22 protein-coding genes are annotated in these 26,358 nt (G+C 54.1%); 6 read left to right on the plus strand and 16 right to left on the minus strand.

Annotated features, from left to right (window positions below; translation table 11 throughout):
- Window positions 1-46: 46 nt before the first annotated feature.
- The 4 genes from JFL75_RS18125 to JFL75_RS18140 all read right to left on the minus strand — a co-directional run bounded on the left by JFL75_RS18125 (window position 47) and on the right by JFL75_RS18140 (window position 3,899).
- Window positions 47-1,450: an extracellular solute-binding protein gene (locus JFL75_RS18125; protein WP_215628080.1), complete on the minus strand. Its 1,404-nt coding sequence runs from the start codon at window positions 1,448-1,450 to the stop codon at window positions 47-49.
- A gap of 173 nt (window positions 1,451-1,623) precedes the next feature.
- Entirely contained in the window at window positions 1,624-2,058 is a 435-nt protein-coding gene (locus tag JFL75_RS18130) for a secondary thiamine-phosphate synthase enzyme YjbQ (RefSeq protein WP_215628081.1), read from the minus strand.
- Window positions 2,059-2,060: 2 nt separating this feature from the next.
- Window positions 2,061-2,918, minus strand: coding sequence for an amidohydrolase family protein (locus tag JFL75_RS18135; RefSeq protein WP_215628082.1), 858 nt, complete (start codon window positions 2,916-2,918; stop codon window positions 2,061-2,063).
- Between the two features lie 9 nt (window positions 2,919-2,927).
- Entirely contained in the window at window positions 2,928-3,899 is a 972-nt protein-coding gene (locus tag JFL75_RS18140; protein WP_215628083.1) for an SIS domain-containing protein, read from the minus strand.
- 220 nt (window positions 3,900-4,119) lie between these two features.
- Between JFL75_RS18140 and JFL75_RS18145 the strand changes: the two genes are divergently transcribed.
- On the plus strand, window positions 4,120-4,917 hold the full coding sequence (locus JFL75_RS18145) for a GntR family transcriptional regulator (protein WP_215628084.1): 798 nt from the start codon (window positions 4,120-4,122) through the stop codon (window positions 4,915-4,917).
- A 9-nt stretch (window positions 4,918-4,926) separates the two neighbouring features.
- On the opposite strand, the gene nagB is transcribed toward JFL75_RS18145, so the two are convergent.
- The 3 genes from nagB to JFL75_RS18160 all read right to left on the minus strand — a co-directional run bounded on the left by nagB (window position 4,927) and on the right by JFL75_RS18160 (window position 8,260).
- Entirely contained in the window at window positions 4,927-5,718 is a 792-nt protein-coding gene (nagB, locus tag JFL75_RS18150; RefSeq protein ID WP_215628085.1) for a glucosamine-6-phosphate deaminase, read from the minus strand.
- Window positions 5,719-5,790: 72 nt separating this feature from the next.
- The gene (gene nagA, locus JFL75_RS18155; RefSeq protein ID WP_215628086.1) at window positions 5,791-6,960 is read right to left on the minus strand and encodes an N-acetylglucosamine-6-phosphate deacetylase; all 1,170 of its coding nucleotides are present in this window, start codon (window positions 6,958-6,960) and stop codon (window positions 5,791-5,793) included.
- 85 nt (window positions 6,961-7,045) lie between these two features.
- Window positions 7,046-8,260 carry an FprA family A-type flavoprotein gene (locus JFL75_RS18160; RefSeq protein ID WP_215628087.1) on the minus strand — a complete coding sequence of 405 codons (1,215 nt, stop codon included), beginning with the start codon at window positions 8,258-8,260 and terminating at the stop codon, window positions 7,046-7,048.
- Between the two features lie 130 nt (window positions 8,261-8,390).
- Between JFL75_RS18160 and JFL75_RS18165 the strand changes: the two genes are divergently transcribed.
- The gene (locus JFL75_RS18165; protein ID WP_215628088.1) at window positions 8,391-10,628 is read left to right on the plus strand and encodes a diguanylate cyclase domain-containing protein; all 2,238 of its coding nucleotides are present in this window, start codon (window positions 8,391-8,393) and stop codon (window positions 10,626-10,628) included.
- A 27-nt stretch (window positions 10,629-10,655) separates the two neighbouring features.
- On the opposite strand, the gene JFL75_RS18170 is transcribed toward JFL75_RS18165, so the two are convergent.
- Window positions 10,656-11,093, minus strand: coding sequence for a response regulator (locus JFL75_RS18170; protein ID WP_215628089.1), 438 nt, complete (start codon window positions 11,091-11,093; stop codon window positions 10,656-10,658).
- 187 nt (window positions 11,094-11,280) lie between these two features.
- Here JFL75_RS18170 and JFL75_RS18175 point away from each other — a divergent pair, with 187 nt between their 5' ends.
- Complete coding sequence (locus tag JFL75_RS18175) at window positions 11,281-12,240, plus strand: tRNA dihydrouridine synthase (protein ID WP_223292698.1); 960 nt, start codon at window positions 11,281-11,283, stop codon at window positions 12,238-12,240.
- On the opposite strand, the gene JFL75_RS18180 is transcribed toward JFL75_RS18175, so the two are convergent.
- The 4 genes from JFL75_RS18180 to JFL75_RS18195 form a co-directional block, all read right to left on the minus strand.
- Window positions 12,215-12,847 (minus strand): adenylate kinase, encoded by a 633-nt coding sequence (locus tag JFL75_RS18180; protein WP_215628091.1) that lies wholly within the window; start codon window positions 12,845-12,847, stop codon window positions 12,215-12,217. The two genes, JFL75_RS18175 and JFL75_RS18180, sit on opposite strands and share 26 nt — an antisense overlap.
- Window positions 12,848-12,900: 53 nt before the next feature.
- Entirely contained in the window at window positions 12,901-13,710 is an 810-nt protein-coding gene (locus JFL75_RS18185; RefSeq protein ID WP_215628092.1) for a ZIP family metal transporter, read from the minus strand.
- A 70-nt stretch (window positions 13,711-13,780) separates the two neighbouring features.
- Window positions 13,781-14,359 carry a phosphatase PAP2 family protein gene (locus JFL75_RS18190; RefSeq protein ID WP_215628093.1) on the minus strand — a complete coding sequence of 193 codons (579 nt, stop codon included), beginning with the start codon at window positions 14,357-14,359 and terminating at the stop codon, window positions 13,781-13,783.
- A complete protein-coding gene (locus tag JFL75_RS18195; protein ID WP_215628094.1) occupies window positions 14,323-17,904 on the minus strand; it encodes a vitamin B12-dependent ribonucleotide reductase in 3,582 nt (1,193 codons plus the stop codon). The genes JFL75_RS18190 and JFL75_RS18195 overlap by 37 nt, the downstream gene beginning before the upstream one ends.
- A 292-nt stretch (window positions 17,905-18,196) precedes the next feature.
- Here JFL75_RS18195 and JFL75_RS18200 point away from each other — a divergent pair, with 292 nt between their 5' ends.
- From JFL75_RS18200 to JFL75_RS18210, 3 genes are all read left to right on the plus strand, one after another.
- The gene (locus JFL75_RS18200; RefSeq protein ID WP_215628095.1) at window positions 18,197-19,615 is read left to right on the plus strand and encodes a glycosyltransferase family protein; all 1,419 of its coding nucleotides are present in this window, start codon (window positions 18,197-18,199) and stop codon (window positions 19,613-19,615) included.
- The gene (locus JFL75_RS18205; protein ID WP_215628096.1) at window positions 19,608-20,504 is read left to right on the plus strand and encodes an HAD family hydrolase; all 897 of its coding nucleotides are present in this window, start codon (window positions 19,608-19,610) and stop codon (window positions 20,502-20,504) included. Before JFL75_RS18200 ends, JFL75_RS18205 begins: the two co-directional genes overlap by 8 nt.
- Before the next feature lie 90 nt (window positions 20,505-20,594).
- Window positions 20,595-20,837: a hypothetical protein gene (locus JFL75_RS18210; RefSeq protein ID WP_215628097.1), complete on the plus strand. Its 243-nt coding sequence runs from the start codon at window positions 20,595-20,597 to the stop codon at window positions 20,835-20,837.
- A 150-nt stretch (window positions 20,838-20,987) separates the two neighbouring features.
- Here the strand turns inward: JFL75_RS18210 and JFL75_RS18215 are convergent, their stop codons facing one another.
- The 4 genes from JFL75_RS18215 to JFL75_RS18230 all read right to left on the minus strand — a co-directional run bounded on the left by JFL75_RS18215 (window position 20,988) and on the right by JFL75_RS18230 (window position 26,357).
- The gene (locus tag JFL75_RS18215) at window positions 20,988-22,577 is read right to left on the minus strand and encodes a RecQ family ATP-dependent DNA helicase (protein ID WP_215628098.1); all 1,590 of its coding nucleotides are present in this window, start codon (window positions 22,575-22,577) and stop codon (window positions 20,988-20,990) included.
- A gap of 93 nt (window positions 22,578-22,670) precedes the next feature.
- On the minus strand, window positions 22,671-24,350 hold the full coding sequence (locus JFL75_RS18220) for a S1C family serine protease (protein ID WP_215628099.1): 1,680 nt from the start codon (window positions 24,348-24,350) through the stop codon (window positions 22,671-22,673).
- A gap of 307 nt (window positions 24,351-24,657) precedes the next feature.
- Complete coding sequence (locus tag JFL75_RS18225) at window positions 24,658-25,155, minus strand: asparaginase domain-containing protein (RefSeq protein ID WP_215628100.1); 498 nt, start codon at window positions 25,153-25,155, stop codon at window positions 24,658-24,660.
- Window positions 25,152-26,357: an LL-diaminopimelate aminotransferase gene (locus tag JFL75_RS18230; RefSeq protein WP_215628101.1), complete on the minus strand. Its 1,206-nt coding sequence runs from the start codon at window positions 26,355-26,357 to the stop codon at window positions 25,152-25,154. Before JFL75_RS18230 ends, JFL75_RS18225 begins: the two co-directional genes overlap by 4 nt.
- Between the last annotated feature and the right edge of the window lies 1 nt (window position 26,358).

The raw sequence follows: 26,358 nt of genomic DNA on the forward strand, positions 1-26,358 counted from the left end.
CAAATAGACCGGCGCATGGAAAAGCGCGCCGGCCTGCGGAAAAATACTACAGATTATAAACCGACATTACCTCATTCCAGGCATCATCGAGAGCCTGTTCCGGGGTTTTGGTCCCCAGGATCACTTCGCCGATTGCTACCTGCATGGCCAGGGAAATATCGGAGTACGAAGCCGCCGCCGGTCGGAGCCTGGCGTACTGGAGCATCTCGAAGGATTCCTGTTTGGTCCGGCTGGTTTCGGTGGATACCCAGTTCTCGGCTACATTCTTGAAGGTGGGGATTCCGTCTTCGGAAGCCGCCAGCATACCTTCGACTCCGCCGTATACGTGCCACAGGAAGTCGATAGCCTTCGCCCGGAGCTTGGGATCCTGTTCCAGGACCACCATGGACCATCCGCCGGCGCCCGATACGGGCCGCTGTCCTGCCTGGAGTGTGGGGATAGGAGCTATGGCGTAGTTCTCGAATTTTTCATCACCAATGACCAGCGGAAGCGTCCGGTCAATCCATCCGCCGGTGAGAATAAACGGGGGCATGCTCATATTGACCGCCGCGTTCAGGTCACCGCTTCCGGCGATGCTGGCCACTTTGCTGGGCATAATGCCTTCATCCACCAGACGTTTGTACAGTTTAAGGCTGTCCAGCATAATCTGCTTGTTTCTGCCTTCCGCGAAGACCGGCTTGCCCGAGGCATCCACCAGCTCGCCGCCGGCCGCCCAGAACATGTTCACAAAATAGAAGAAAGTATTTTCGTGGCGTCCCCCCTGGGTGAGGATACCTTCGGTAGCCCGCCCCTGGGACTGGAGACGCTTGGTGATGCTGATCAGTTCGTCCCAGGTCTTGGGCGGAGCATCCATCAGGTCTTTCCGGTACCAGAGAACCCGCACATCGGTGTAAACAAAATGTGCAATCATGCTGCCGTTTTCATCGGTGCAGAATTCCCGGTAGGACTCAAAGTAGTTATCCAGTTCGCCTTTGGTCAGGTAGGGATCAAAAGCCTGGGGGGTCTGTTTAAAACCGGCTTCCTTGTCCAGGAGTTTCGGCAGGAAGAATGAGTCCACATGGGCGATAGAAGGAGCGTTTCCCGCCTTCATGGATTCATAGATTTTAACCATAAACTCATTGGTTTTCTCTGCGGGAATTTCAATGTCGACCTGAACCTTGGTATCGGGATTTTTCCTCGCCCAGCTTTCAATCCGTTCGGTTATCCGCGCGGCGGTCCGGGGATAATTGGAGCTGGGGCTGAGAACCCGGTACGTCCAGAACGTGATGGTGTTCTCCGCGTTGGGATTGCCGTAGACTTCGGGTTTTACCAGGTTTGCATTCTGGGAAATAGTCCAGGCTGCCTGATTGGAAGAACCGGACGATGACGTTCCGCCGCCGCCGCTGCATGCGGTAAACAGAAGAACACATCCGGCCCCTACGATTACCATCAGGTTTAGAAGTTTTTTCATCTTCTCCTCCTTATATTTTGCCGTCCGGAATACCTTCTGATATTCCGGAACGCCTCGGTGCCATACGCGCTGTTTGTACCGCTCTCAAGTTCAAAAACGGCATGGCTCCAGGTTAAAATTTATTGCGGACCTCCGGCTACCGTTCCGAAAAGTCCCTGATCAAGGCCGCCGGGTTATTTATTCCCGCAGACCTGAATCACATAACCGCGGGTTTTGGGCCCGTCGAGTTCCGCCAGATAAAATTCCATCCGCGAACCCAGTTTGAGTTTTCCGTCCTGTATCGGAGCGTACGCAAAATACCCCATGAGAATACTCTTCATATGGGCGGGCGCGTTGTAGGCTATACAGCCGTCGGAGGGCAGATAGTGGTTATGGATGTAGTCGCCGTTGTCCGGGGCGAGTTTTTCCATGTGCCGCAGGATATCCTCCTCAACACAGGGGAAGCCTTCGTTCATTACGACACTCACTGTGGTATGCTTGGACATGATGTGCACAAAGCCGTCTTTTATTCCGGACTTCTCAACACATTCATTAAGCTGGTCCATGAGGTTGATGAGCTGGGTCCTTCCCTGGGTAATTATCTTGAATTCATACAACTCTATATGCATTGTTATCCTCCGTATGCGCCGTTAAGCAGCCGCTGGGCATTGTCGTTAAAGAGGTACCGTTTCGCCTTGTCGGAGACAGGCCATTTTTCAATAGCGGCTTTCATGCTTTCCATCCGGACCCGGGGGTAATTGGACCCGAAGATGATTTTTTCCCGGATGCTCTTTTCGAGAATCGACGGGGAAATGATCTTCTCATGGATGAACGCCGCGTAGGCGTTGGGGTTGTCGAAGTAGGCCATGGAAGTATCCATATAGATGTTGGGAAACTTGATGGCCAGCAGGGCCGCTTCCATAACCCAGGGAAAAGCCATATGGGCCATGACGAAGTTGATCTTCGGATATTTTATAGCCAGGGCTTCTACATCCTTGGGTGTTGAGGCGTACATGCTCATATCCGGGGTAAAGGAATAGCCCACATGGAGCACCACCGGCCACCTGTATTGTTCCACCAGGCGCCACATGGGATGGTCCAGGGTTTCATCCAGGCTGAATCCCTGGAGGCCCGGGTCGAGCTTGAGACCCACCAGCCCCATGGCTTTGGCGTCCTCCATATCTTTGAGAGCACTTTCCTTTTTCGGGTCCACGCTGGCAAAGCCGATAAAGTTGTTATTCATGCCCAGGAGGGTCTTAACTTCCTGGTTGGTGAGCAGCGCTTCGCCTTTGGTCCGTTCGCAGTCTACGGGAAGTATGACGAGCTGGTCGATCTGACCGCAGTTCATGCGGACCTGGATTTCATCGATGGGTTTGGAACCGTAGGGATACTTTGAGTTGGGATAAATAAAATACTTTCCTATTTTATCCCATTTTTCCTTGTTCTTAATTCCGTCAACAAAAATGATATGGGTATGAAAATCAATCATAACGTGCTCCTAATACTCGACCTTCCACATATACCGCCGTTCCGAAAGAGGGTGGTTGCGGATACTTGCCAGTTCTTCGGCGTACTGCCGGAGAATAACCGTCAGGAAAATATGGTCAAAAAACTCGCATACGTTTTTTCCGATTTCCGGCAGGCCCAGCTCCTGGGCGTCAAGGGTGATGAATTTTTTTCCGTATTTCTCAAGGAATTTCAGTGCCCTAAGATCCAGCGGCCGGGTCCGTCCCGAGGATTTGAGCAGGATAAAGGGAACATCCGGTTCGGTGATTTCAAAGGGCCCGTGGAAATATTCACCGGAATGGATGGCCGAGGAATTGATCCACTGCATTTCCATAAGTATGCAGATCGCGTAGGAATAGGCCGCGGACATGCCGGTGCCGCTTCCCATGGTGTAAATTATTTTTTCGTCCTTGTAATCCCGGGCAAAGGCTTTAGCGTTTTCCGCGGTGGCGGCTTTGGCTTTGCCGGTTACGGCATTCAGCTTGCCGCAGGCCTGACAGAATTCATCGTAATGGGCGTAACCTTCAACCTGGTGCAGTATCTCCGCGGCGATCCGCATGACGGTCACCACATTGGAGTTCTTCTGGTCGGCGTCGGGCCCCCATTCATAGGGCAGCACAAAATCGCCGTATTTGCTCAGGGGAGAATCCTGCTCAAAGGTCAGAGCTATGGAAGCGGCCCCCAGTTCCTGGGCTTTCTTCGCGGCTTCCACGGTTTCGGGGGTGTTCCCCTTGTGGGAGATGGTGACTACCACGGAGTTTTTTCCGATATATGACGGCGTGGCGTGGACGAATTCATTTGCCGTGTAATGTCCCGCCCGCAGTTTCTTTGATTCACTGTCGAGGAAATACTTGGCGGGATACAGTGTTGAAAAAGATCCGCCGCACGCGACAAAGGCTACACTCTGTATGCCCCCGATTCCATTTTTCTTTTCTACGATCTTGGTGATCATTTCCCCGATCATTATTCCATCCTCCTATTCTATTATTCTTGCATAAAACGTCATATAACGTTATGCTACATGCTATAACGTTATTTTTGAAAAAGCAAGAAAAAATTTACTGCAAATAGTAAAAATATCCAAACACCGGCGGGGCGCGTTCCGGTATATTTTAGGAGGCGTTTAATATTTTTTCATTAATCGATATAGTTGGGTATGGAAGATGCGCGGGCAGGAAATAAAAATGAAGAATGATTTACTGATGAATGATATGGTTCCCCTTTACCGGCAGATTACCGAAAGGATCAAGGAAGCCATCAGGAACCGTGAGTACAAACCGAATGAGCGTATCCCCGGAGAACCTGAACTCATGGAGTTTTTCGGGGTCAGCAGGATCACCATCCGAAAGGCTATGACGGAACTTGAGAATGAAGGACTGCTCGTAAAAAAACAGGGGAAGGGAACCTTTGTTTCCAATGTGATTGTGTCCTCTACCCTGGATGAGCTCAACGGTTATACCCAGACCCTCCGCAGGATGGGCTACACCCCGGGGCGCAAACTCCTCCACAGGGAAATACTCAAGGAGTTCGACGATACCGTCCGGGAAAAGCTCAACCTCGGTCCGGCGGATGAGATCATCCATATCAAGCGCCTGTTCCTCGCGGACGGGGATCCCGTTGTTCTCGAAGATGCCTACTACCCGCTCAAGTTCCGCTTCCTCTACGAAGAAGATCTCAATACCCAGTCGACCTATACGCTGTTAAAGGAAAAGGGCGGGGTTATCCCCTTTAAATCGGAAAAGATAATCGGCATAGAACACGCCTCCAGGGATGTGGCATCCTATCTGGCGCTTAAAAAAGGATATCCCCTGCTTCTGACCCACGAAACCGTATTTGAGCAGAACAACACCCCCATCCATTATTCAATCTGCCGCTCCATCGGTGAACGGGTTAAGATCCGGATGGTGGCCTGCGCCTCCGTGGGGGTCAATGTTTCTTCCTATGAACTGCGGCGCTCCGCCCCGGCAGCGCCGGAGCAGTAAACCGCCGCCCTAGAGGTTGTCCTTCTCAATATCCTTGAAGTACCGGACCGTGCCGACCTTGAGCTCATCCGTGGCGGCATCGTCGCATACAATGACGGCTTTAGGGTGAAGCTGGAGGCATGAAAGGGTCCACATGTGGTTGATCCCGCCCTCAACGGATTCCCTCAGCGCCCGGGCTTTGCCGTGTCCGCTGGCGATAATAACCACTTCCCTGGCGTCCATGACGGTCCCCACGCCCACGGTAAGGGCCGTGGTGGGAACCTTATTGATGTCCCCGTCAAAGAAGCGGGAATTGGCGATCTTCGTGTCCAGGGTAAGGGCCTTAAGCCTGGTTCTGGATGTCAGGGACGATCCCGGCTCGTTGAAAGCGATATGGCCGTCGGGTCCCATACCGCCGAGGAACAGTTCTATCCCGCCGAATGACGCGATGGTCTTTTCGTATTCGGCGCATTCCTTTTCGGGATCCGGCGCCATTCCGTTGAGGATATGTACGTTTTCCCGCTTGATATCGATATGGTTAAAAAAATTGTCCCACATGAAGCGGTGGTAGCTCTGGGGATGGTCGTCCGGGATGCCGACGTATTCATCCATGTTGAAGGTAACCACATGGGCAAATGAAAGTTTCCCGGCTTTATTCATTTTTATGAGTTCCGAATAAATTCCCAGGGGACTCGATCCTGTGGGGAGGCCCAGCACAAAAGGCCGGTCCGGTCCGGGATTGAATTTGACAATCCGTTTCGCGATATGATCCGCTGTCCAGCGGCAGGCTTTGTCGTAATTTTCATGGATGAGCAGACGCATGTTTCCTCCGGAAATAAGCAATACATAAACCGGTCCCACCGGACCGGATAGGGAAGCCGAATAATTCTTTTATTATATACTGTTCTTTTTAAGCATGCCGCCGACCACCGTGGCCAGTACCTCGAAGTCCTTGTTAAAGACCACCACATCCGCGTCCTGGCCCGGTATAATGGTTCCCTTCCGGCCGAAGCGCATAACTTCGGAGGGGTTAGTGCTGGCGGTTTTTACCGCTTCCTCCAGGCTGAACCCGAAGGAAACCAGGTTCCGGACTCCCTGTATCATGGTCAGCCCCGAGCCGGCAATGACATCGTCTATTTTACGGTGGAATACTCCGTCATGGAAAATCACTTCCTCGCCGTTTGCGATAAACGGTCCCTTGGCCTGGGCCGTGGTTTTTAGGCCGTCGGTTACCAGAACGATCTTATCAATGGGCTTATCCCGTTTCAGAAGTTTAATAAGATCGGGATGCACGTGGTGCCCGTCGGCAATTATTTCGCATGACATTTCCGAATGGATAAGGATGGCCCCCACGGCATTGGGGTTCCGGTGGTCCAGTTTGCTCATGGCGTTGAAAAGATGGGTGGAATGGAGGATCCCCACCTGCATACCTTCGACCATATTTTCGTAATTGGCGTTGGTATGTCCCGCCTGGAGCACGATTCCTTTTTTTATGCAGAAAAGCGCCAGATCCCGCATGTTTTTCAGCTCCGGCGCGACGGTCATGTTGACGATATGGCCGCCGGAGGCTTCCCACAGCTGTTCCATAAATGAAATATCCACGGGGCTGAGGGTCTCGGGACGCTGCACGCCCAGGCGTTCCGGGGACAGGAACGGTCCTTCCAGGTGGAGGCCCATGATCCGCGCCCCCGACTCTTTGCCTATGGCCGCTGACACCTTGGTTACCGCTTCGAGCATGGCCTTGGGTTCCGACGGGTACAGTGTCGGATTAAAGGCGGTTACCCCGTACTGCGCCAGAAGCCGGGACATTTCCACCACCGAATCGGTGGAGGAATCATCGGTCCCGAATCCCCCGAATCCGTGGATATGGGTATCCACGAAACCCGGGGCGATAAACGCTTCGTTGACGTCGATTATCTGAACATCCGCGCTGAACCGTTTCTGTTCAAACCGGCGTTTTGAGAAAACATCCGCCACCACACCGCCTTCGATAAGCACCGCGCTGTGCTCCATGGCGGCGACACCGGTTAAAACGGTTCCGTTATGAAAACAAATAGGGGTCATACCAGCTCCCGGATCCGGCCGGTAAGCCGGATCCTCTACTAATAATATAGTAAAAAGGCGTGAAATATCAAAACGCCGCCCCGGCTTACAGGGCTTTAACGATCCTCGCCAGTTCCCGCCCTTTTTCCGTCAACGCCGCCAAACTGTCGTCCCCGGGATGACCCGCCCATTCCAGGGATTCGAGGCTGTTCCATTTTAACGGCTCGATGGCGGCTTCGTATTCTTTTTTCGCTCCGCCGACCCAGCCCCAGGACCCTATACGCAGAACCTGCTTGCCGAATACGTGTTTACGCCGCAGTATATCGATGGCGTACGCCATGGGCGGGAACATGGCGTATTCGTAGGTCGGCATGGCCAGAACCAGGCCGGCGCTTTTGTACGCGTCCGCCAGCACGTAGGAAACATCATCGTCCGGCACCCGGCGGATGGAGCAGGGGACCCCTTCGGCTTCTATTCCCTTAATGACCGCGTCAACCCCGGCTTTGGTGTTGCCGTACATGGAACCCCAGATCACGGCGATTTCCTTTTCTCCGGGGCCTTTCGCGTACCCGGCGTAGGTCACATAGAGATCAATGATTTTTTTGGGATTGGTCCGCCATACCATGCCGTGGCTCGGGGCAATACATTTGATTTCCAGCCCCGCCAGTTTCTGAACCGCCTTTTCAACAAACATGGAAAAAGATGACACAATATTCGCGTAATACCGGAGGGTTTCTTTTTCAAAAAAAGCGTGTTCTTCCGCGCTGAACTGGTCGTCGAAGACCTTGTCCCCCAGGGCGCCGAAGGACCCGAAGGCGTCGCAGGAGAATAGGGTTCCCGATTTTGCTTCCCAGGTCATCATGGTTTCCGGCCAGTGGACATTGGGGGTTTCAAAGAATTGAAGCACCATGCCTTTGCCGAGATCCAGGGTTTCGCCGTCCTTGACCTCCCGGAGTCCCTGGGTGATTTTATAAAAGGGCTCAATAAGTTTTATCCCCTTGGCAGTGGCGATGATCTCCGCCTTGGGACTCAGTTCCCGGAATTCCCGGAGCCAGCCCGTATGGTCCGGTTCCAGATGGTTTAAAATAAGATAATCCACGTCGCTGAACTTTACGCCGATGGAGGCAAGTTCCTCTTCCAGCTGCCGGGGCGCGTCCGTCCAGTCACGGATAAGATCCACCAGCGCGATTTTTTCGCCCCGGATAAGGTATGAATTGAGGGACACCCCATCGGGGATGGGCCAGATTCCTTCAAAACGATCGTTGGTTCTGACATCCGCGTGGAGACAGTAAACCGAATCGGAGATAGCGTATGCTTTCATGTGGTTTCCTTTACTCTTTTTTTTGTTCCACCAGCAAAAGCTGACTTTTGTAATACTTATACTATAACAAAATACACTCAAAGTTGAAAGAAGCCGAAATAATAGTACAATTGTCTCAAGGTTTTCAATAATGCAGGTTTTATTAAAAAAGAATTTCGTAAATAGTAAGTCGATTATTTCAAAAATTGATGAATATAACATCCAATCCTGGGAATACGCTCCCTCGGAACCTGCAAAATCCCTTGAGATTGCCAGAAAGGCCCTGGAGCTGTCGGACAATATCCATTATACCAAAGGAACCGCATACGCAAACCTGAATTACGGATGGAGCAACTACTTTCTTTCGAGCCTTGACGACGCGGAACAGGGTATCCACGAAGCGCTTAATTATTTCTCCCCCCATAACAACAACGATGCCCAGGCATCGGCGTTTATGATCCTCGGGGTTATAGAAAAGGAACGGGGCCGCTTCAATAAAGCCCTGGATAATTCGAAAAAATCCATTGAGCTGGCCCGGCTGTCAGGGCTCAAAGACCGGGAAGCCGCGGCCCTTAATACCATCGGCGAGCTTATGTGCGGTTCCGGCAATACCCTGGAGGGGCTGGAATACTACCAGCAGGCCATAAAACTGATCGAATCCCCGGATAAACAGCGGGCGGTGAGTATCTCCACGCCGGAGATTGAATCGGTTACGTACAGCAATATCGGCGAGGCGTATATCCTCAGGGGGGAACTGAATACTGCCCTGGGATACCTGGAATTGGCCCAGCATCTCGCCAGGGAATCCGGCACCTTCGGAATTGAGATTAAGGTTCTCAAACAAATGGCGGAGATAAACCGGCTCCAGGGGCTGTACACGGAGGCCAAAAGTCTGCTCCGGCAGGCCGATGAGATGGCACGCCGGTGCGGACAGATTCTGTACCAGATGGATATTCAGATGGCCCTTGCCCGGGTACATACCAGCCAGGGACAGAACCGCCGCGCCATGGAACTGCTCAATAGAACCGTCAGGAACTGTGAAAAATGCGGGCTGTATTCAAAACTGCAGGAATGCTACTCCCACCGTTCCCGGATCCATGAATCCCTGGGAATTTTCAACAAAGCCCTGGAGGACCTCAAAAAAAGCAACTGCCTCAACGACGCATCCTGCGCCGACCGGATAGCCCAAAGCATCCATGATGTGTATAAAACCTTCGAGGTGGAGCAGGCCCGGAAGGAGGCTGAAATTTTCCATCTCCGGAATGTGGAGCTGCGGAGCGAGCACGAAAAACTGGAACAGGCGACCCGGCGGATGGGAGCGGTGATTGAAATCGGCAAGGTAATTGCCGTTTCCATGGATATTGAATCGGCGGCCATGATCGCCCATAAGCGGCTTCTTGAACTAATAGACGCCCACGAATTCGTCCTGGCCATTGCCCATGAAGAAGACGGGACCATTGAATTCATCAGCATTCTTAAAAACGGAAAATTCAAACAGACTTCCACTATTTCTATGGATGATACGAACAGTTTTGCCGCCTGGGTTATCCGAAACAATAAAACCCTCAGGCTGGATGATATCCCCAGGCAGTATAAAAAATACGTGGAGGAACCGCTGCTTTTTTCGATTAAACGGGCGCTTTCCATTGCCCTGGTTCCTCTCCAGGCGGACAGCCGGACCATAGGCGCCATGGGACTGCTGAGCAAAGTCCCCGGTGCCTACAGCGACGACGATATCCGGTTTATCCGGGTGCTGGGGGTTTTTCTTGCGGTGGCGATCCATAATAACCGTACCCGCTCAGAACTCATCCGCCTCAATACGGAACTGCGGAACGAAAAGCAGTCCCTGGAAGAACTCAACGGTACCATGAAAATTCTCGCCAACCATGATGGGCTGACCGGACTGGCGAACCGGACCCTCCTGGACGAGCTTTCAGAATCGGTAATCGAAAACGCTAAGCGGTACAGCCGTCAGTTCGCGGTACTGTACATGGATCTCGACAATTTTAAGCCTATTAATGACAGCCTCGGGCACGATTCCGGGGACGCGGTCCTGGTGGAAGTCGCCCGGCGGCTGAAGAAAAGCATCCGTTCCTCGGATATCATTGCCCGGGTAGGGGGGGATGAATTTATTGCGGTTCTTCAGAATGTGGATACCCCGGAAACGGCCCAAAACATCGCGGAAAAACTGATTAACGGGATGCAGCGGCCGATACGGGTCGGAAAAGATACGGTACGGCTTGGGATTTCTATCGGTATTGCGCTGTATCCCCTCCATGGAGAGGATTTTAACAGCCTCTGCAGAAATGCGGACAATGCTATGTACCAGGTCAAACAGGATAGGAAAAACTGGTATGCTTTTGCGGATAAAAATAAAAAGTCCCGGTGATTACGGGACTTTTTTACTCATAACGGCCTAGCGTTTCAGGACGGAAACAACCCGTTCCAGTACCTTTTTACGGTCCAGGGGCTTAACGATATAACTTTTTGCCCCTAACAGCAGGGATTTTTTTACCACATCCTCTTTACCCAGGGCACTTACCATAATAACGGTAGCTTCTTTATCGAATTCCAGTATTTTTTCCAGGGCAGTGACACCATCCATGACAGGCATGGTTATATCCATGGTTACCAGGTCGATATTGGGGTACAATTCCTTGTATTTTTCGACACCCTGAGCTCCGTCTGAAGCAGTAGCTGCGACCTCAAAACCTTCGGATGTAAAAATCTGCCCAAGCTGTTTCGCAATAAACATGGAATCGTCTACAATGAGTACCCGGTATGAACCGCCTTCAGGCTTTATGCCGTCAGGGTCTTTTTCATTAATACTGGGCATATCACTCTTTGCTATCATGCGGTACGCTCCTCTTATCCTTTATAATCTATGGCATGATTCCTTGCAAGTCAAGGTCTGCTTATTTTCTACATATTTTATTCAAAAACCTGACTTTTATAAAGTACTATTCATTTGATGGTATCTTTCTTTTTATCTTCCCGCCCAATAAAATACTAGCATGGGTATGCCGTTCTTGCTAGCTCCAATGGCTGAATTGAGCCACCGGCCTTTACGGGAACTGATTCATTCCTTCGGAGGCTGTGATGAGTATTATACTGAAATGATCAGCGCTCCGGCACTGCTGTCGGGGGGTGAATTTGAATCTTACTACATTGACGGCCTTCCCGACCCCGGAAAGACGGTTTACCAGCTTGTCGGGGCAAATCCGGAACAGCTTGCCGCCGCCGCGGCGGCCCTCAGCGGTAAGGAATGCGCCGGAATTGACATCAATATGGGCTGCGCGGCTCCCGCCATCACGCGGACCGGGGCCGGCGCTGCCTGGATGAATTCCGCCGATGCCGCGGCCCGGATGATTGAAGGAGTGCGGAAGGCGACGGACCGGCGCCTCAGCGTGAAGCTCCGGATCGGTCCGTCGGACGATTACGAGTATCTTCTGGGGTTTTGCCGGGCCCTGGAATCCGCGGGGGTTGAACGTATTACCCTGCATCCCCGGACAGTTAAGGAAAAGTTCCGGCGGCGGGCCCGCTGGGAGTATGTGGCGCGCCTCGGGAACGATCTTTCCGTCCCGGTGGCCGGGAACGGGGATATCGCCGACGCCGCGGATCTTGCTGAAAAAGCCGGGGGGCCCTGGGCCGCGGTTATGGCCGGCCGCGGGGCGGTCCGTTTTCCCTGGATATTCGCCCGGGCCAGGATGCTGGAAGGCGGAGAATCCCGGAAACAAAACTTCCTTGGTGACTCAATAGATCTTGCGGAAACCGCCGCCCGGTTCCTGGATCTGCTGGTCCGGTACCAGCCCCGGGAATTCCATTTAAGCAGGGCCCGGCGGTTTTTCGCGTATTTCTGCGACAACCTGACCTGGGCCCACTACGTCAAAACACTGATTGGACGGGAACCGGACATATCCGGAATAGCCGCGGTGCTTGCGGGCTACTTCCGGGACCATCCGGAGGAACGGTATATCAGCCTAAATTCAGGGCCTTCCTGAAGTTTTCCACCACCTCATCCACCGACGGGCGGGCGTCCACATCAACGAGCAGGCCCTTGTCCCGGTAATACTCTATGAGGGGAGCCGTCTGGGCCCGGTAGACTTCGAGGCGTTTCTGAACGGCCTCTTCGCGGTCATCATCCCGGGTATAGACTTCGCCGCCGCAGACATCACAGATGCCGTCATGGGAAGGTTTATTAAAGAGGATATGGTAATTGGTACCGCACTTCCGGCAGACCCGGCGGCCCGACAGCCGCTGGATAACCATGGAATCGGGGATTTCAAAATTCACTACTTTATCAACCGAAGAAAAACCCGCCAGGGCTTCGGCCTGGGGAATGGTCCGGGGAAATCCGTCCAGGATATAGCCCTGCCGGGTATCATCCTTGCCGAGCCGTTCCTTTACCAGTTCAATCGTGGTCGCGTCATCCACCAGTTTTCCCGCGTCAATAATGGCTTTTACCTGTATTCCCAGGGGGCTTTGGGCCGCGATAGCGGCGCGGAATATCGCTCCGGTGGAAATATGGGGGACCTTGAGAATCTCTACCGCCTTTGCCGCCAGTGTCCCCTTGCCCGCGCCCGGGGGACCGAGAAAAATGAGTTTCATCGGGTTGCTCCTCTGTGATAGTGTCCCCCTCGGGGGCGTACAAATGATACCGATTATCCCAGGCCAACGTCCAGAGCCATCATCAGGGCGAAACCAAGCATGAGCCCCAGGGTGGAAATGTGCTCATTCCCTTCCCGCTGGGATTCGGGGATGACTTCTTCGGCAACCACGAAGATCATGGCCCCCGCGGCAAAGGACAGGGCGTAGGGCAGTATGGGCTGTATATAGAAGACCAGGGCCGCGCCGAGGACGCCGGCAACGGGTTCCACAAGACCCGAGAGCTGGCCGTACCAGAAAGCCTTGCCCCGGCTCATGCCGTCCCGCCGCAGGGGGATGGAAACCGCCGCCCCTTCCGGGAAATTCTGGAGCCCGATACCCAGGGCCAATGCCATGGCGCCGGCCATTCCCGCTCCGGGGATCCCCGCGGCCACCGCGCCGAAACCGACGCCCACCGCAAGTCCTTCGGGTATATTATGGATGGTTATGGCCAGAACCAGAAGCACCGACCGCTGCCATCCCGTTTTGGGGCCTTCGGCATCTTTAATGTTGTATTCAATGTGAAGATGCGGCAGGATCTTGTCCACCAGCCGCAGGAAAAATCCACCCGTAAGAAATCCGACCACCGCGGGAACCCAGGGAATCATCCCCATGGATTTGGCCATGGCAATGGACGGCTCCAGAAGGGACCAGAAGCTGGCGGCGATCATAACCCCGCCGGCAAATCCGAGCATTCCGTCCAGGATCTTGCGGTTTATGGTTTTGAAGAAGAAAACCGTCCCCGCTCCCAGGGCCGTAACGCCGTAGGTAAAAAGGGTCGCCAGAAGCGCCTGGAGCACTACGTTAAGATTTGAGAACCATTCCATAGTATAAACTGTAGCAAAAGAACGGTGATTAATCAAAGATTCGGAGATTGAATTTTAATTCTTCTGTATTTTAACTGATAAGGAGATCTTGAGATTTGATTTTCATTATTTTTTTGCTCAGTTCCAGCCAGGCAAGGGCAATGAGAAAACCGAACAGTACATCGCTGGCAAAATGCGCGCCGTTAACTATCCGGCTGAAGGCCACTATCCCGGTATAAATAACGCTTATACAGAAAAATATGAATTCCTTTCCTTTATATTTGGGATGGCGGGACAGTAAAGTCAGGAACAGCATCGCGGCGGCTCCGCTTGAGTGGGCCGAAGGAAAGGAATAATTGCCGGTGATTCCCCGGGGAGTGAACCATCGGGTAAACTCCGAAGCCACCGGGTCAAGATCGTAAAACCGGCCCCGGCCCCAGAACAGTTTGGTGATCTGCACCGTAAAAAATGTACCGGCGATGAATACAATCCCCGTAAGGGCGATCTGCCGGTATTCAGCCATTTTTTTGCGGTTCGTTTTACGCGCCGCGGCTGTCAGGGCCGCGGTCCCCAGCACTGAAACAATAAAAGCAAGCGCCCAGGTAAGGGGCGTAAATAAGCCGATCCTTCGTATCAGCTGCAGCCGGTGGTTCCGCCGCAGGTGTCGCACTTCATGCAGGTTCCATTCCTGACCAGGGTAAAGGAACCGCAGGCCGGACAGGGATCGCCTTCGTATCCCTTGATGCGTGCCTGGGCTATTTTAGCGGCCTGCTCCATCTCGTTTTTCCGGGCTTCCGCCTTAACGGCATCCACCAGGGCCTCCGCCGGTTTCCCCGGATCCGCAGGCTTTTCCTGCGCCGGGGTATCGGGTGTCTCGTTGTCCTGGGGTTTGAACCCCGCGCTCAATTTCGCGCTGCCCCGTTCATGTTTGCCGGTGCTGGATTTCGTCCCCGTCGCCAGGAGGTCCTCGGGTTTTATCTGCCCCAGGTCGGTCCGTTTTAGGTAGCTGATTGCCAGATCCCGGAAAATATAGTCGATAACGCTGGTCGCCATTTTGACGTAATCGTGGCCCTGGACAAGGCCGTTGGGTTCGAAACGGCTGAAGGTAAAGGCATCCACATACTCTTCCAGGGGAACTCCGTACTGGAGCCCCAGGGACACGGCAATGGCGAAGCTGTTGAGGAGGCTCCGGAAGGCGGCGCCTTCCTTGTGCATATCCAGGAATATTTCCCCCAGTTTTCCGTCGTCGTACTCACCGGTCCGGATAAAGATCGAATGGCCCCCGATTTTTGCCTTCTGGGTGTATCCGGCCCGCCGGTTGGGGAGCGGTTTGCGGACACCGCGGATATCGGATTTTTTTGACAGCTGCGCCGCCGGGTCCGGCGTGCCGGCGTTCATGTCCCGCTGAACCTGGATAATGGTATCCGCCAGGGGATCGGTCCCGGGGGCAAAGGACGACAGTGGCTGGGAAAGTTTTGATCCGTCCCGGTACAGGGCCACCGCCTTGAGGGCGCTTTTCCAGGCCATCATGTACGCGCCTTTGACATCCTCATAGGTTGCGCTGTTGGGCATATTGATGGTTTTGGAAATGGCTCCAGAAATAAAAGGCTGGACCGCCGCCATCATACCGATATGGGCGGTCCAGGCAATGGACCGCCGGCCGTTTTTCCCCGAAGGCGTCGCCGTATCGAAAACCCCGAGGTGTTCCTTTTTTAGATGCGGCGCCCCTTCGATGCCCATGGTCCCGCAGGCGTAGAGCTCCGCTTCCTGGATTTCCTCATCGGTAAAGCCCAGGTGCCTGAGCAGGCTGAACCCCGGGAGCGACCAGGTCGCTTCCGGCACCCGGAGTACTTCTTCCACAAATTCCTTTCCTATTATCCATGGGCTGAAGACCCCCTCCAGGCTGAGGGCGCTTTCCACCGCGTTTTCCACTGCCGCCAGGGTTTCCTTGGTGAAACCCTTTGACTCCAGGATTTCCAGAGAAATCCCGGGCGCGCCCTTCAGGGTTTTCCGCCCCGTGGCGTAGGTGATGATACCGTCTATTTCCTCGGGGCTGTAGCCCAGGGCTTCCAGAGCGGGGGGGACCGACTGGTTGATTATCTTGAAGTATCCGCCGCCGGCGAGTTTTTTGAATTTGACCAGGGCGAAATCTGGCTCCACGCCGGTGGTATCGCAGTCCATGAGCAGGCCGATGGTCCCCGTAGGGGCGATGGCGCTTACCTGGGCGTTCCTGAATCCATGGAGCTTTCCGAGTTTAAGGGCCTCATCCCAGACGGATTTTGCCGCCCCCAGCAGTTCCTGGGGGCAGAACGCCTGATCAATGCCCCGGGGTACGGTATGTATTTTTTCATACTCCGATGCCGGAGCGTTGTACACCGCCCGCCGGTGGTTTCTGATGATCCGGAGCATGGCTTCCTTGTTTTCCCCGTACCGCTCGAAGGGACCCAGGCTGCCGGCCATGCGGGCCGACTGGGCGTAGGCTTCGCCGGTAAGCAGGGCGGACAGGGCCCCGGCCACGGCCCGGCCCGGCTCGGAATCATAGGCAAACCCCATGACCATGAGCAAAGTTCCCAGGTTCGCGTATCCCAGCCCCAGGGTTCGGTATTCATAGGACAGTTCCGCGATTTTCGGGGCAGGAAACTGGGCCATGACCACGGAAATTTCAAGGATAGTCGTCCAGATCCGTACCGCGTGCAGGTAGCCGGTAATGTTGAACTCCCTTTTTTCCCGGTCATACAGGGTCGCCAGGTTGATGGAGGCCAGATTGCACGCGGTATCATCCAGGAACATGTACTCAGAACAGGGATTCGATGCCCGGATTTCCCCGCCCGCGGGACAGGTATGCCAGTCGTTGACCGTGGTATGGTACTGGAGTCCCGGATCGGCGCACTGCCAGGCGGCCCGGGCTATCTGGTCCCAGAGCTGCCGGGCTCTGACGGTCTTCATGGTTTCGCGCTGTATCCTGCCGGTAAGGTTCCAGTCTTTATCATCCAGAACCGACTGCATGAATTCATCGCTGACCCGGAGGCTGTTGTTTGAAGACTGGCCTGATACGGTATTGTAAGCCTCGTCGTCCCAGGCGGTGGAGAAGACCGCGGGATTTACGGTTTCATCCCCCTGTTCCAGCCTGCGGAGCAGCTGGTACAGATACGTGGCGGGAATCTGGTCTCCCAGGGCACCCCGGAGGGCCTTGGCCAGTTCATGATTTTTCAGGGCGTTGAAGCTGTCCGTATCGGGTCCCCTGAATGCCGCCACCGCTTTTTTTATGCTGTCCAGGTGTTTCCGGACAATTTCCGATCCGGTTACCATGGAAGCGACCTTGTGTTCTTCCCCGGCTTTCCAGTCGATATATTTTTCCACATCCGGATGGTCCGCGTCGAGGGTAACCATTTTGGCGGCCCGCCGGGTGGTACCGCCGGACTTAATAGCCGAGGCCGACCGGTCTCCGATTTTAAGGAACGAAAGAAGCCCCGAAGAAACCCCTCCGCCGGAGAGTTTTTCGTTTACCGCCCGGATTTTCGAGAAGTTTGATCCCGTTCCGGAGCCGTATTTAAAAAGCCGGGCTTCCCGGGTAATGAGGTCCATAATACCGCCCTCATTGACCAGGTCATCTTCAATAGAAAGAATGAAACAGGCGTGGGGCTGGGGCCGCTTGTAGGCGGAATCCGATTTTTTGAGGGTCTTGTCCGCGGGGTCAAAGTAATAATGTCCCTGGGCGGGACCGTCTATTCCGTATACAGCGTACAGTCCGGTATTGAACCACTGGGGGCTGTTGGGGGCCGCCATCTGGTGGGCCAGCATAAAACAGGTCTCGTCGTAAAACGCCTGGGCATCGTCCTCGGAATCAAAGTATCCATTCTGCCTGCCCCAGTCCATCCAGGTAAAGGCAAGCCGGTGGAAGACCTGCCGGGCATCGTGTTCGGCACCGTCGGCCGGCAGCTTTTCTCCGGGATCTGCGGCCTTTTTCTTAGTCCCGTCTTTGGGGGCCCACTTTTTCCACTCATAGATTTTGTCTTTGGGAACCCCGGCCTTGCGGAAATATTTCTGGGCAATAATATCGGCGGCTATCTGGCTCCAGAACGAAGGAACGATAACGGTATCTTCGGAAAAAATCGCCTTCCCGTCGGGGTTTCTGATTTCACTTTTCCGCTTTTCCCATTGTATATCCCGGTACGGACCTTCGCCGGCTTTGGTAAATAGACGTTCGATTTTCATGCCTGTTTCCTTTTTTCTGAATTACAGTACTACAATACCTGTAGCGGAGTTTTTCGTGATGATACTCTATATAGGGTGGTCTATCAAGCGGTGAAATGCAAGATTACCAATAAAAACCCAAATTCCTCCATTGGCGCGCCGTATACACCGAAAATCTTACCAGGGGCGTTGTACAAAACCGCAAACCGCTATACTGTAAATTTGGAGCTTTTTTGATTGTGGCGCTGTTTGTTCTGGGATAGTATAAACAGTAAAGGGATTTGGCAGTTATGAATGAAAGAGAGGGCCTCCGGTGCGTATCGCGTTAGTTCACTACCACCTGCGCCGGGGCGGGGTTACATCGGTGATACGGCATCAGGCCAAGGTTCTGACAGAATCCGGTGATGATGTACTGGTCATTACCGGAGAAATCAATAACGACACCTTTCCGTATCCCCAGGCCCAGGTGGAGGAACTCCAGTACGACCGGAACCGCGGTGACGGAGCGGCTAATCCGGAAGAGACCGCCGCACGGATCGCCGGCAGAATGGTTGATGCCATGAAGGCCCGCTGGGGAAAACCGGCGGACGTAGTCCATATTCATAATCCTCTTATACAGAAGAATTCGGCGCTGCTTCCCGCGCTCCATATACTGAACGATCAGGGGATCCGGCTGCTGCTGCAGAACCACGATCTGGCGGAGGATTTCCGGCCGGATGTGTATATATCCCGGGGTGACTATCCGGAAAACTGCCATTACGGGGTGATAAACAGCCGGGATTTTTCGTTTCTCCGCCGTGCAGGGCTCGATTCCGCGGGGCTCCATCTTTTACCCAATGAGGTTGTCCCCGTTAAAGCCGTGGAAACCGCCGAGCGGACGCGGTATCTCTATCCCGTGCGGGCCATCCGCCGGAAGAATATCGGGGAAGCCCTGCTGCTGTCCTTTTTCATTCCCCGGGGCCGGACCGTGGCGGTTACACTCCCGCCGACAACCCGCAAGGACGAGACTGTTTACCGGCATTGGAAGGATCTGGCGGAATCCCTGCACCTTCCCGTGGAATTTGAAGTCGGGATGGAGCATGATTTTTCCCATCTCATGGGAAGCGCGGTCAGTGTCATTACCACATCGGTAAAGGAAGGTTTCGGGTTTTCCTTCCTGGAACCGTGGACCGCCGGACGGGCGGTGATGGGCCGGCGGATCGATTACGTCTGCAGCGATTTTGAGGAAGCCGGGGTCAGGTTCGATTCCCTGTATTCTTCAATTGAAATTCCTATGGTATACCTGTCTCCGCCGGTGCTCCGCAAAAAGATGGAACGGGCTTTGTCCGCGACTTATGAAGCCTTCAGGCTGGAACCGCCTTCGTATGTTATCAATATGATGGCGGATGATATTGTTTCCCATAATTCTTTCGATTTCGGCCGCCTCGATGAGGAGCTCCAGACCGGCATCATCCGGACCCTGGCGGCGAACAGCTCCGCGCTCCGGGATATTGCGGACGTAAATCCTTTCCTGCAGCAGCTCCCGGAATGGACCGAAAACCCGGATCTCATAGCGGACAACCGGGAGGCCATCATGGATTCCTACGGTGAAGAACGGATATCCGGGATTCTTAAGAACACATACCGGCAGGTTATGGAAAACAACGTGGTCCAGAGACTTTCTAAAACCATGCTCCTTGAACTGTACCTGGATCCCCTCAAGCTGTCCCTGGTAGGAGTGGGGCATGAATGAGGCGGAACGGCAGCGGTACGTTTCTATAATACGGGATTCGTCCGAACCTCTTGAAACTCTTCCTCAACCGCCGCTGCCCGCGGAATTTGAAGCCCGTCTGATTCCGGGGAAGGAGCAATCCCTCCGGGGGATCAGCACGGTTCTGTTTGATGTTTACGGAACGTTGTTTTCCTCATCCGCCGGAGATATCGGCGTGAGCAGCGGGTATGTCAGGGGCAGCCTCGACGATCTTGCCCTCAGGTATACCGAGGACTGCACCGGTGAGGAACTCAAGGCGTACTTCCGGAACGCGGTTCTCCAAGCCCATGAACGGCTTTTTTCAGAAACCCCCTATCCGGAAGTACGGGTGGATGAATTGTGGAAGGCGTTTCCCCGGAAGGCCGATACCATCGGGTACCGGGAGCTTGCCCTCAGGTACGAGCTGGCGGTCAATCCGGTATACCCCATGGCCGGCGCCCGGGACTGTCTCCGGGATCTTTCCGCCGCGGGAATTACCCTGGGAATTATCTCGAATGCCCAGTTTTATACGCCCCTGCTGTTTGAGGCTTTTTTCGGCTCCCTCCCCGAAGCCATGGGTTTCGACCCTGACCTTCTGGTTTATTCCTACCGGGAAGGGGAGGCAAAACCCGCGCCGTCCCTGTTTAACAAAGCATTGGATGTGCTCCGGTCCCGGGGACAGGACCCCGGTTCGGTCCTATATATAGGAAACGACATGCTTAATGATATATACGGAGCCGCTTCGGCGGGGTTTAAAACCGTTCTTTTCGCGGGGGATCCCCGTTCTCTCCGGCTCCGGGAGGGTAACCGCCTGATCCGGAATACCATGCCCGACGGTGTGGTGCGTCGGCTTGAGGATCTGCTTTTTCTCGCTGACCGTCCCCGGCAGTAACCGGTGTCTTTTGTTCTGTCCCGCAAATGCCGAAAATATGAGTATACATTCTTCCGGGAATAGGAAATCCGGGAATACCGCAAGGGGTTAATGGTGTTTTCCAAGGAACTGCTCGATTTAATTCTGGAATTACTCAAATCCTGGCAGGTTATCGGCGTTACGGTGGTCCTCATTTTTTACTTTGCCCTGGTATTGTATGTGGCCAGGCTGTACCGGCGCCCCCGCGCCGGGGGATTTTCCGCTCCCAGGAAGGCGAAAAAAGCAAAACCAAAACCGGCTCCGGCGGCGGAAATCAGCGTTGAGGATGATGATCTCGGCCTCGATGATGAATAAGCAGTGTAACTGCATAATACCTCAGCCTTGCAGCATGGAAATAACGAATCCGCGGGGCCTGCCGTATAAAAAGATATTCCGCCCCGCGGTATTTCTTTTTATACGACACCCGGCGTTTCCCATCGGACACCATGCTTCTTTGCTGTACTGTTAATACTGCAGGTGCCCTGAAGGATTAACCCGTTCCGCGGGACTTATTTTCCCTTTCCAGAAAGGGCCCTTCCCCTGTTTTAAGAGGCCTGACCGTAAACAGTATCCCAACGCCGTACGGATTTCCTCTTTTTCCCATTGTACGGTATCCATTCCCGCGAGCACTTCCGCCGCTTCCTTTACGGTATACCATCTCCGGTTCCTGCGGAAAAACCCGAGGATGCTTTTTATTTCCCGGAGTTCCGGAGACGCGGTTTTGCCGCAGACATCGCAGCAGCTGTCTTCCGGTGATTCCCCGGCGCCGGTGTAATTGAGCAGTGAAAGGAGCTGCTCCCTCCTGCATGCGCCAATATTGCGGGCATAGGTCAGGAGCGCTTCAAAACGGCGGCGGTCCGCTTCCTTGCCAATACGCTCCGCGGCGGCCCGGTCATCGGGTCCCCAGATAAGGATTGCCTCTGACGGGAGTCCGTCCCGCCCGGCTCTTCCGGATTCCTGAAGGTAGGCTTCTACCGTCGGCGGGCAGTCCCGGTGGATTACGGTCCGTATATCGGGTTTGTCCACACCCATCCCGTAAGCGCAGGTACTGACCAGAATCGCGTTTTTGTTGGCGAAAAACCACTGTTCAACGGCGGCCTTTTCTTCCCGGTCCAGGCCCGCATGATAGAATCTGATTTCCCTGTCCCGTAGCTGTTCCCGGAGGTACCGGGCCAGACGTTCCGTTCCGGGGCGGGAAGAACAGAACACGATTGCCGGGCGGGGGTGTGCAAGAATACTGTCCCGAACTGCCATGTCCCGGAGTACCGCTCCGCGGGCCGCGTAGTGAATATTGATACGGTTGGGATTGCCGATAATCCGGTGCGCCCCGTTTCCTCCGAAAATATAGGAATTTATTTTTTCCAGCACCGGGTCGGAAGCGGTTGCGGTAAATGCCGTTATGAGATTGGTTTTTGCCGCGTCGATTATTTTTCCGATTTCCAGATAACTGGGCCGGAAGCTTTCCCCCCATTCGCTGACACAATGGGCTTCGTCGATGACGATGTGGACAATGCCCCATGATTCCAGCATGGCGAGTACCTTCGGCACCAGAAGAACCTCGGGATTGGCGATAATAAAACGGCTTTTTCCGGAAACAACCTTCTCCCGGATTTGATCCCGTTCTTCCGCGCTCTGACCACCCCGGAGTGTGACCGGGCTGAACCCCCGCTCCTCCAGGCGGCGCTGCTGGTCGGCCATGAGGGACAGGATGGGATAGATCACCAGGGTCGGTCCACCGAGCAGCATGGCGGGAAGCTGGAAACACAGGGATTTGCCCGCCCCTGTGGGGAGGATTACGATCTGCCGGCCCAGGTTCTGCCGGTCGCCGCCCTCGTCACTATCTTCCCGTGAGTTCTCCTGCCCGCCGGGGCTAATCTGGTTATTCCGATTCTCCGGCCAGTTTACGGGTATGCCCGATGCCGCGGCGGCCCCCAGAATATTGGTTATCACCAGCCGCTGATAGGGAAAGAGGTATTTCATTCCGAATAAATCCGCCGCGGCTCCGCGGAGGGGATCACTCAGCTCCGCTGTGTCCCCGGGTTCACTCTTTCCCATTAATAACTCCCCGGAGCAATATGCCCCGGAAAAGCCCTATGCTTCAAAAGTATGTACTATATTATTAATAGCCGAACCAAGGCGCGGCGGATGTTACTTTCTTGAGAATCCGTATCCCAGGCTTATAAGGAGAAGATGGCTGGGATAGTCTGTGCTAAGATAGAAGTTATACTGGTACGCCGCGCTGAGGAATAATCCGGGAATCGCCGCCGTGGTAAACATAACACCTCCCTGGGCGGAAATACCGAAGTTCATATCAAAAGAATCATCCCGTTCTTCTGTTTTCATAAAGCCAACGGAAGCCTTTATCAGCGGCATGACCGCGAAGCCGTTCAGCCGGATCGGCATGTAAGCACCAAACCCGAATTCAGTCTGCATATAATCCGAGCCGCGGTATTGGACGGTTACACCCCAGATTGTAGAATTCCCCCGGTAGCTGATATTCGCGTTCAGCGCCGGTCCGGTTCCGAATACCTGGGTATACCCCGCGGACAGCATTAAAAAGTAATCGGTCTTGAGTTTATCCTCTCTGGTCCGGAGGCGCTCCTTTTCTTCGACGAGGGTTTTATCGCCGCTGGCGAATCCTCCGAAGGTGTTGATCCTCCAGATTCCGAATTCCTTTACCCATGCCGACGTTACGGTATTTCCGCTGACGTCAAAACTGACGGAGTATTCGGTATCATTGATTTTCTCAATAGTATCCAGACTTATTTTTATTGCACCTGATTTCGACCGGATGGAGTCTTCGACGAGCCAGCCCACCGCATACCGCATGCCGTCCACCGGATTCCAGCTGAATGCCCGGGCTATGGAATTCCACACGGTTTTTGAACCTCTGTCGTCCAATTCGGAGATGGCAAACTTTGCGTTGAGGGCCACACAGTCCGTGGAAAGGAATTTCGCAATATGGTCATAGACGGCTTTCGGAACCGTAAGTCCATCCATAAAAGCCTGAACCCGGGCTTCCAGCAGTTCCTGTTCGTTCTCCCGGGAGGCGGCAAGGCTTTTCCCGATAAAATCCAGCACCGTCTGCGATGGTATGGCGTAATTAGCGGCCTGACGGGAGAGTACCTTAAGGGTATTTATTCCCGCCACCGCATAGCTGCCGGGAGCGCCCGGCTGGGCAATAAGGAGCGGACCGCCGGAGTTTCCCGGGTCTACCTGGGCCGTATGCTGAATATAGGGGCCACGGGTTTCAGTGCTGTCTTCGCTTACCGGGAGCCGCACCGAGGAATTTGACACAATTCCCTTTCCGAACTGCCATAACGCGTTATTTCCCATTCCCGGAAAACCCGCCGAAAAAACATCGGTACCGTCTTCAAGCATTGTCGTGTTGAAGGTTAACCCGCCGGCAAAGGGCTGCACTCCCGCGGGAAATTTGAGCAGCGCCAGATCAATATCTTCATCAATTGATACAATCGCCAAATTGTCATAGCTGGTTTTTGTCCCGTCTGTTTTTTCAAAGGTTACTTTCAGGCTGATGGCCTGTGCGATGACATGGTAATTTGTAAGTATATAGTTTGAACCATCCGGAGCAACGTATACAAAGCCGGTTCCCGAAAGTCCCTCAAGAAAATAGCTGATGCTTTTTACGGCATCGCTGTTGCCGGACTTTTCAAAGTCCGCCTGGATTTCTTCCATAAAACTGATAACTTCCGGATGGTACACCTGGTTTATGATGCCAACGTAATCCCTCATGGTATTTGTTTGGGCAAAGCTGTGCTGGATGGCTGTTACCAAAATTAATCCTAAAACCGCGATTCTCCGTTTCACTGCTTCCCCCTGGCTGCGTTTTTTGAAAGAAAAGCGCAGATTTTATTGGCAGATAAATTAAATGAATGTAATAGTATTATACCAATATTCAGTATAATTTTCTTGCAGAAATTGGGGATGAAAAGAATTTTTTTCCGCGGCGCTGCGAAAACGATACTGAACTCCCGTACGAGCCGCCTGTACAGGGAATGTCGGCCTTCGGACTAAAGTGCAATAATTAATAAATGTCAAAAAAATCAACATAAAAAAGCCTCCCCGGACATACGGCCCGGGGAGGCAAAATACTTCAATAGAATTTTATTTCCGGTCAGTTGTCCGCGGACTCAAAAACACCCTGTTCGTAGTTTTTCTTCACCCTATCCCAGGGGAATACCTTGCCGTTCATGACGATAAAAACTCCGGGAGCAAGGAGCTGCACCGCGGTAAATGCCGAACCCAGGTTGAAAAGAGCGTCGCTCCCCGCCACCGAGTAGGGAACCATGGCACCGGTCAGGACAATGGTCTTATCCAGGCCGAGCTGTCCCAGGGCCCGGGCTGTCTCCGCCATGCGGTCGGTTCCGTGGGTGATGAGTATCCGGGATTCAGGGGCCCGCTCGCAGGCCGTTACGATGGTCTCCCGGTTTTCATCGCCCATGTCGAGGCTGTCGATGAGCTGGTTTATTTCCAGCTCCACCGGAACGGTGATCCTGGACTGCCGGATAATATCCGGGAGGTGGCTGTCCTTGAAGGTCAGCATGCCCTTGAGTTCATCGTAGTGTTTGTCGAAGGTTCCCCCGGTTATGATGATACGGACGGTATCGTTCATTTCAGTTTTGCCAGGCGCCGGCAGGCTTCTTCCACATCGCTCCGGTGGCCGAAGGCGGAGAACCGGATAAAGGACTCTCCCGCCGGTCCGAATCCCGAACCCGGAGTGGTGACCACATGGCATTTTTCAAGGATTTCCCCGAAAACTTCCCAGCTGTCCCTGCCCGGGAACTGGGCCCAGATGTAGGGTGAATTGTCACCGCCGACGCAGTTGATTCCGAGCTCCCGCAGGGCTGAACGGATCAGCTTGGCGTTACCCAGGTAGAAATCGGTCAGTTCCTTCATTTCTTTAAGCCCCTCCGGTTCCAGGGCCGCCAGCCCGCCGGCCTGGGCAATGTTGCCGGCGCCGTTGAACACCGTGGTACAGATCCGGTTCCAGTCGGCGTTGACGCTCTCCCCGGAGGAATAGACCAGTTCTTTGGGAACCACCGACCAGCCCAGGCGGACCCCGGTAAAGCCGATGGGCTTTGAGAAGGAGTTCACCTCAATGGCACATTTTTTCGCCCCTTCAATTTCATAAATACTCTTGGGAAGCGCCGGGTCCCGGATGTACTCCGCGTAGGCCGCGTCGAAAATAATAACGGAACTGTTTTTGTAGGCCGCTTCCACCAGTCTCTCAAGCTGCTCCCGGGTAGCTACCGCGCCGGTGGGATTGTTGGGTGAACAGAAATAGATGAGCCCCTTTTTCGGGAGCGCCGATAGATCCGGAAAGTAGCCGTTTTCCGCGGTGCAGGGAAGATAGGTGATGCCCTGGTAGCCCGTTCCGGTCCAGGAGCCGGCGGCGCCGATGAGCACCGAACCATCCACGTACACGGGATAGGACGGATCCTGTACCGCAACCTCGGTCCCGGCGCCGAAGAGAAGCTGGAGCCGGCCGATATCGCACTTGGCGCCGTCGGAAATAAATACTTCATCGGCGGCGACCTTGCCGTTGTAGAAAACCGCCGCGATCCGTTCCCGCAGGGCCGTAAGACCCTGTTCATCCCCGTAGCCCGAATACCCTTCGGGGGTGCTCAGCTTCCGGGCCGCTTCCGTCAGGCCGGCGTCGATATGGGGCGTTATGGGCTCGGTGGTGTTGCCGATACCGAGGCTGATGATTTTGGCGTCCGGATGGGTCTCCGCGAATTCCCGTCGCCGCTTGGCCACCTCCGGGAAGAGATACCCCGCCTTTATATTCGCAATGCATGGATTCCGCTTTATCACT

Source organism: Breznakiella homolactica (assembly GCF_016616095.2).
In the GTDB taxonomy this organism is placed as follows: Bacteria; Spirochaetota; Spirochaetia; order Treponematales; family Breznakiellaceae; genus Breznakiella; species Breznakiella homolactica.

Excerpts from the sequence above, each read along its gene's own strand:
- JFL75_RS18215 (WP_215628098.1), bottom strand. The coding sequence starts at position 22,577 with ATGGGAAAGAGTGAACCCGGGGACACAGCGGAGCTGAGTGATCCCCTC.
- JFL75_RS18180 (WP_215628091.1), bottom strand. The coding sequence starts at position 12,847 with ATGAAACTCATTTTTCTCGGTCCCCCGGGCGCGGGCAAGGGGACACTG.
- JFL75_RS18175 (WP_223292698.1), top strand. The coding sequence starts at position 11,281 with ATGGCTGAATTGAGCCACCGGCCTTTACGGGAACTGATTCATTCCTTC.
- JFL75_RS18165 (WP_215628088.1), top strand. The coding sequence starts at position 8,391 with ATGCAGGTTTTATTAAAAAAGAATTTCGTAAATAGTAAGTCGATTATT.
- JFL75_RS18125 (WP_215628080.1), bottom strand. The coding sequence starts at position 1,450 with ATGAAAAAACTTCTAAACCTGATGGTAATCGTAGGGGCCGGATGTGTT.
- nagA (WP_215628086.1), bottom strand. The coding sequence starts at position 6,960 with ATGACCCCTATTTGTTTTCATAACGGAACCGTTTTAACCGGTGTCGCC.
- nagB (WP_215628085.1), bottom strand. The coding sequence starts at position 5,718 with ATGCGTCTGCTCATCCATGAAAATTACGACAAAGCCTGCCGCTGGACA.
- JFL75_RS18135 (WP_215628082.1), bottom strand. The coding sequence starts at position 2,918 with ATGATTGATTTTCATACCCATATCATTTTTGTTGACGGAATTAAGAAC.
- JFL75_RS18160 (WP_215628087.1), bottom strand. The coding sequence starts at position 8,260 with ATGAAAGCATACGCTATCTCCGATTCGGTTTACTGTCTCCACGCGGAT.
- JFL75_RS18210 (WP_215628097.1), top strand. The coding sequence starts at position 20,595 with ATGGTGTTTTCCAAGGAACTGCTCGATTTAATTCTGGAATTACTCAAA.
- JFL75_RS18225 (WP_215628100.1), bottom strand. The coding sequence starts at position 25,155 with ATGAACGATACCGTCCGTATCATCATAACCGGGGGAACCTTCGACAAA.
- JFL75_RS18185 (WP_215628092.1), bottom strand. The coding sequence starts at position 13,710 with ATGGAATGGTTCTCAAATCTTAACGTAGTGCTCCAGGCGCTTCTGGCG.
- JFL75_RS18145 (WP_215628084.1), top strand. The coding sequence starts at position 4,120 with ATGAAGAATGATTTACTGATGAATGATATGGTTCCCCTTTACCGGCAG.
- JFL75_RS18195 (WP_215628094.1), bottom strand. The coding sequence starts at position 17,904 with ATGAAAATCGAACGTCTATTTACCAAAGCCGGCGAAGGTCCGTACCGG.
- JFL75_RS18205 (WP_215628096.1), top strand. The coding sequence starts at position 19,608 with ATGAATGAGGCGGAACGGCAGCGGTACGTTTCTATAATACGGGATTCG.
- JFL75_RS18140 (WP_215628083.1), bottom strand. The coding sequence starts at position 3,899 with ATGATCGGGGAAATGATCACCAAGATCGTAGAAAAGAAAAATGGAATC.
- JFL75_RS18170 (WP_215628089.1), bottom strand. The coding sequence starts at position 11,093 with ATGATAGCAAAGAGTGATATGCCCAGTATTAATGAAAAAGACCCTGAC.
- JFL75_RS18130 (WP_215628081.1), bottom strand. The coding sequence starts at position 2,058 with ATGCATATAGAGTTGTATGAATTCAAGATAATTACCCAGGGAAGGACC.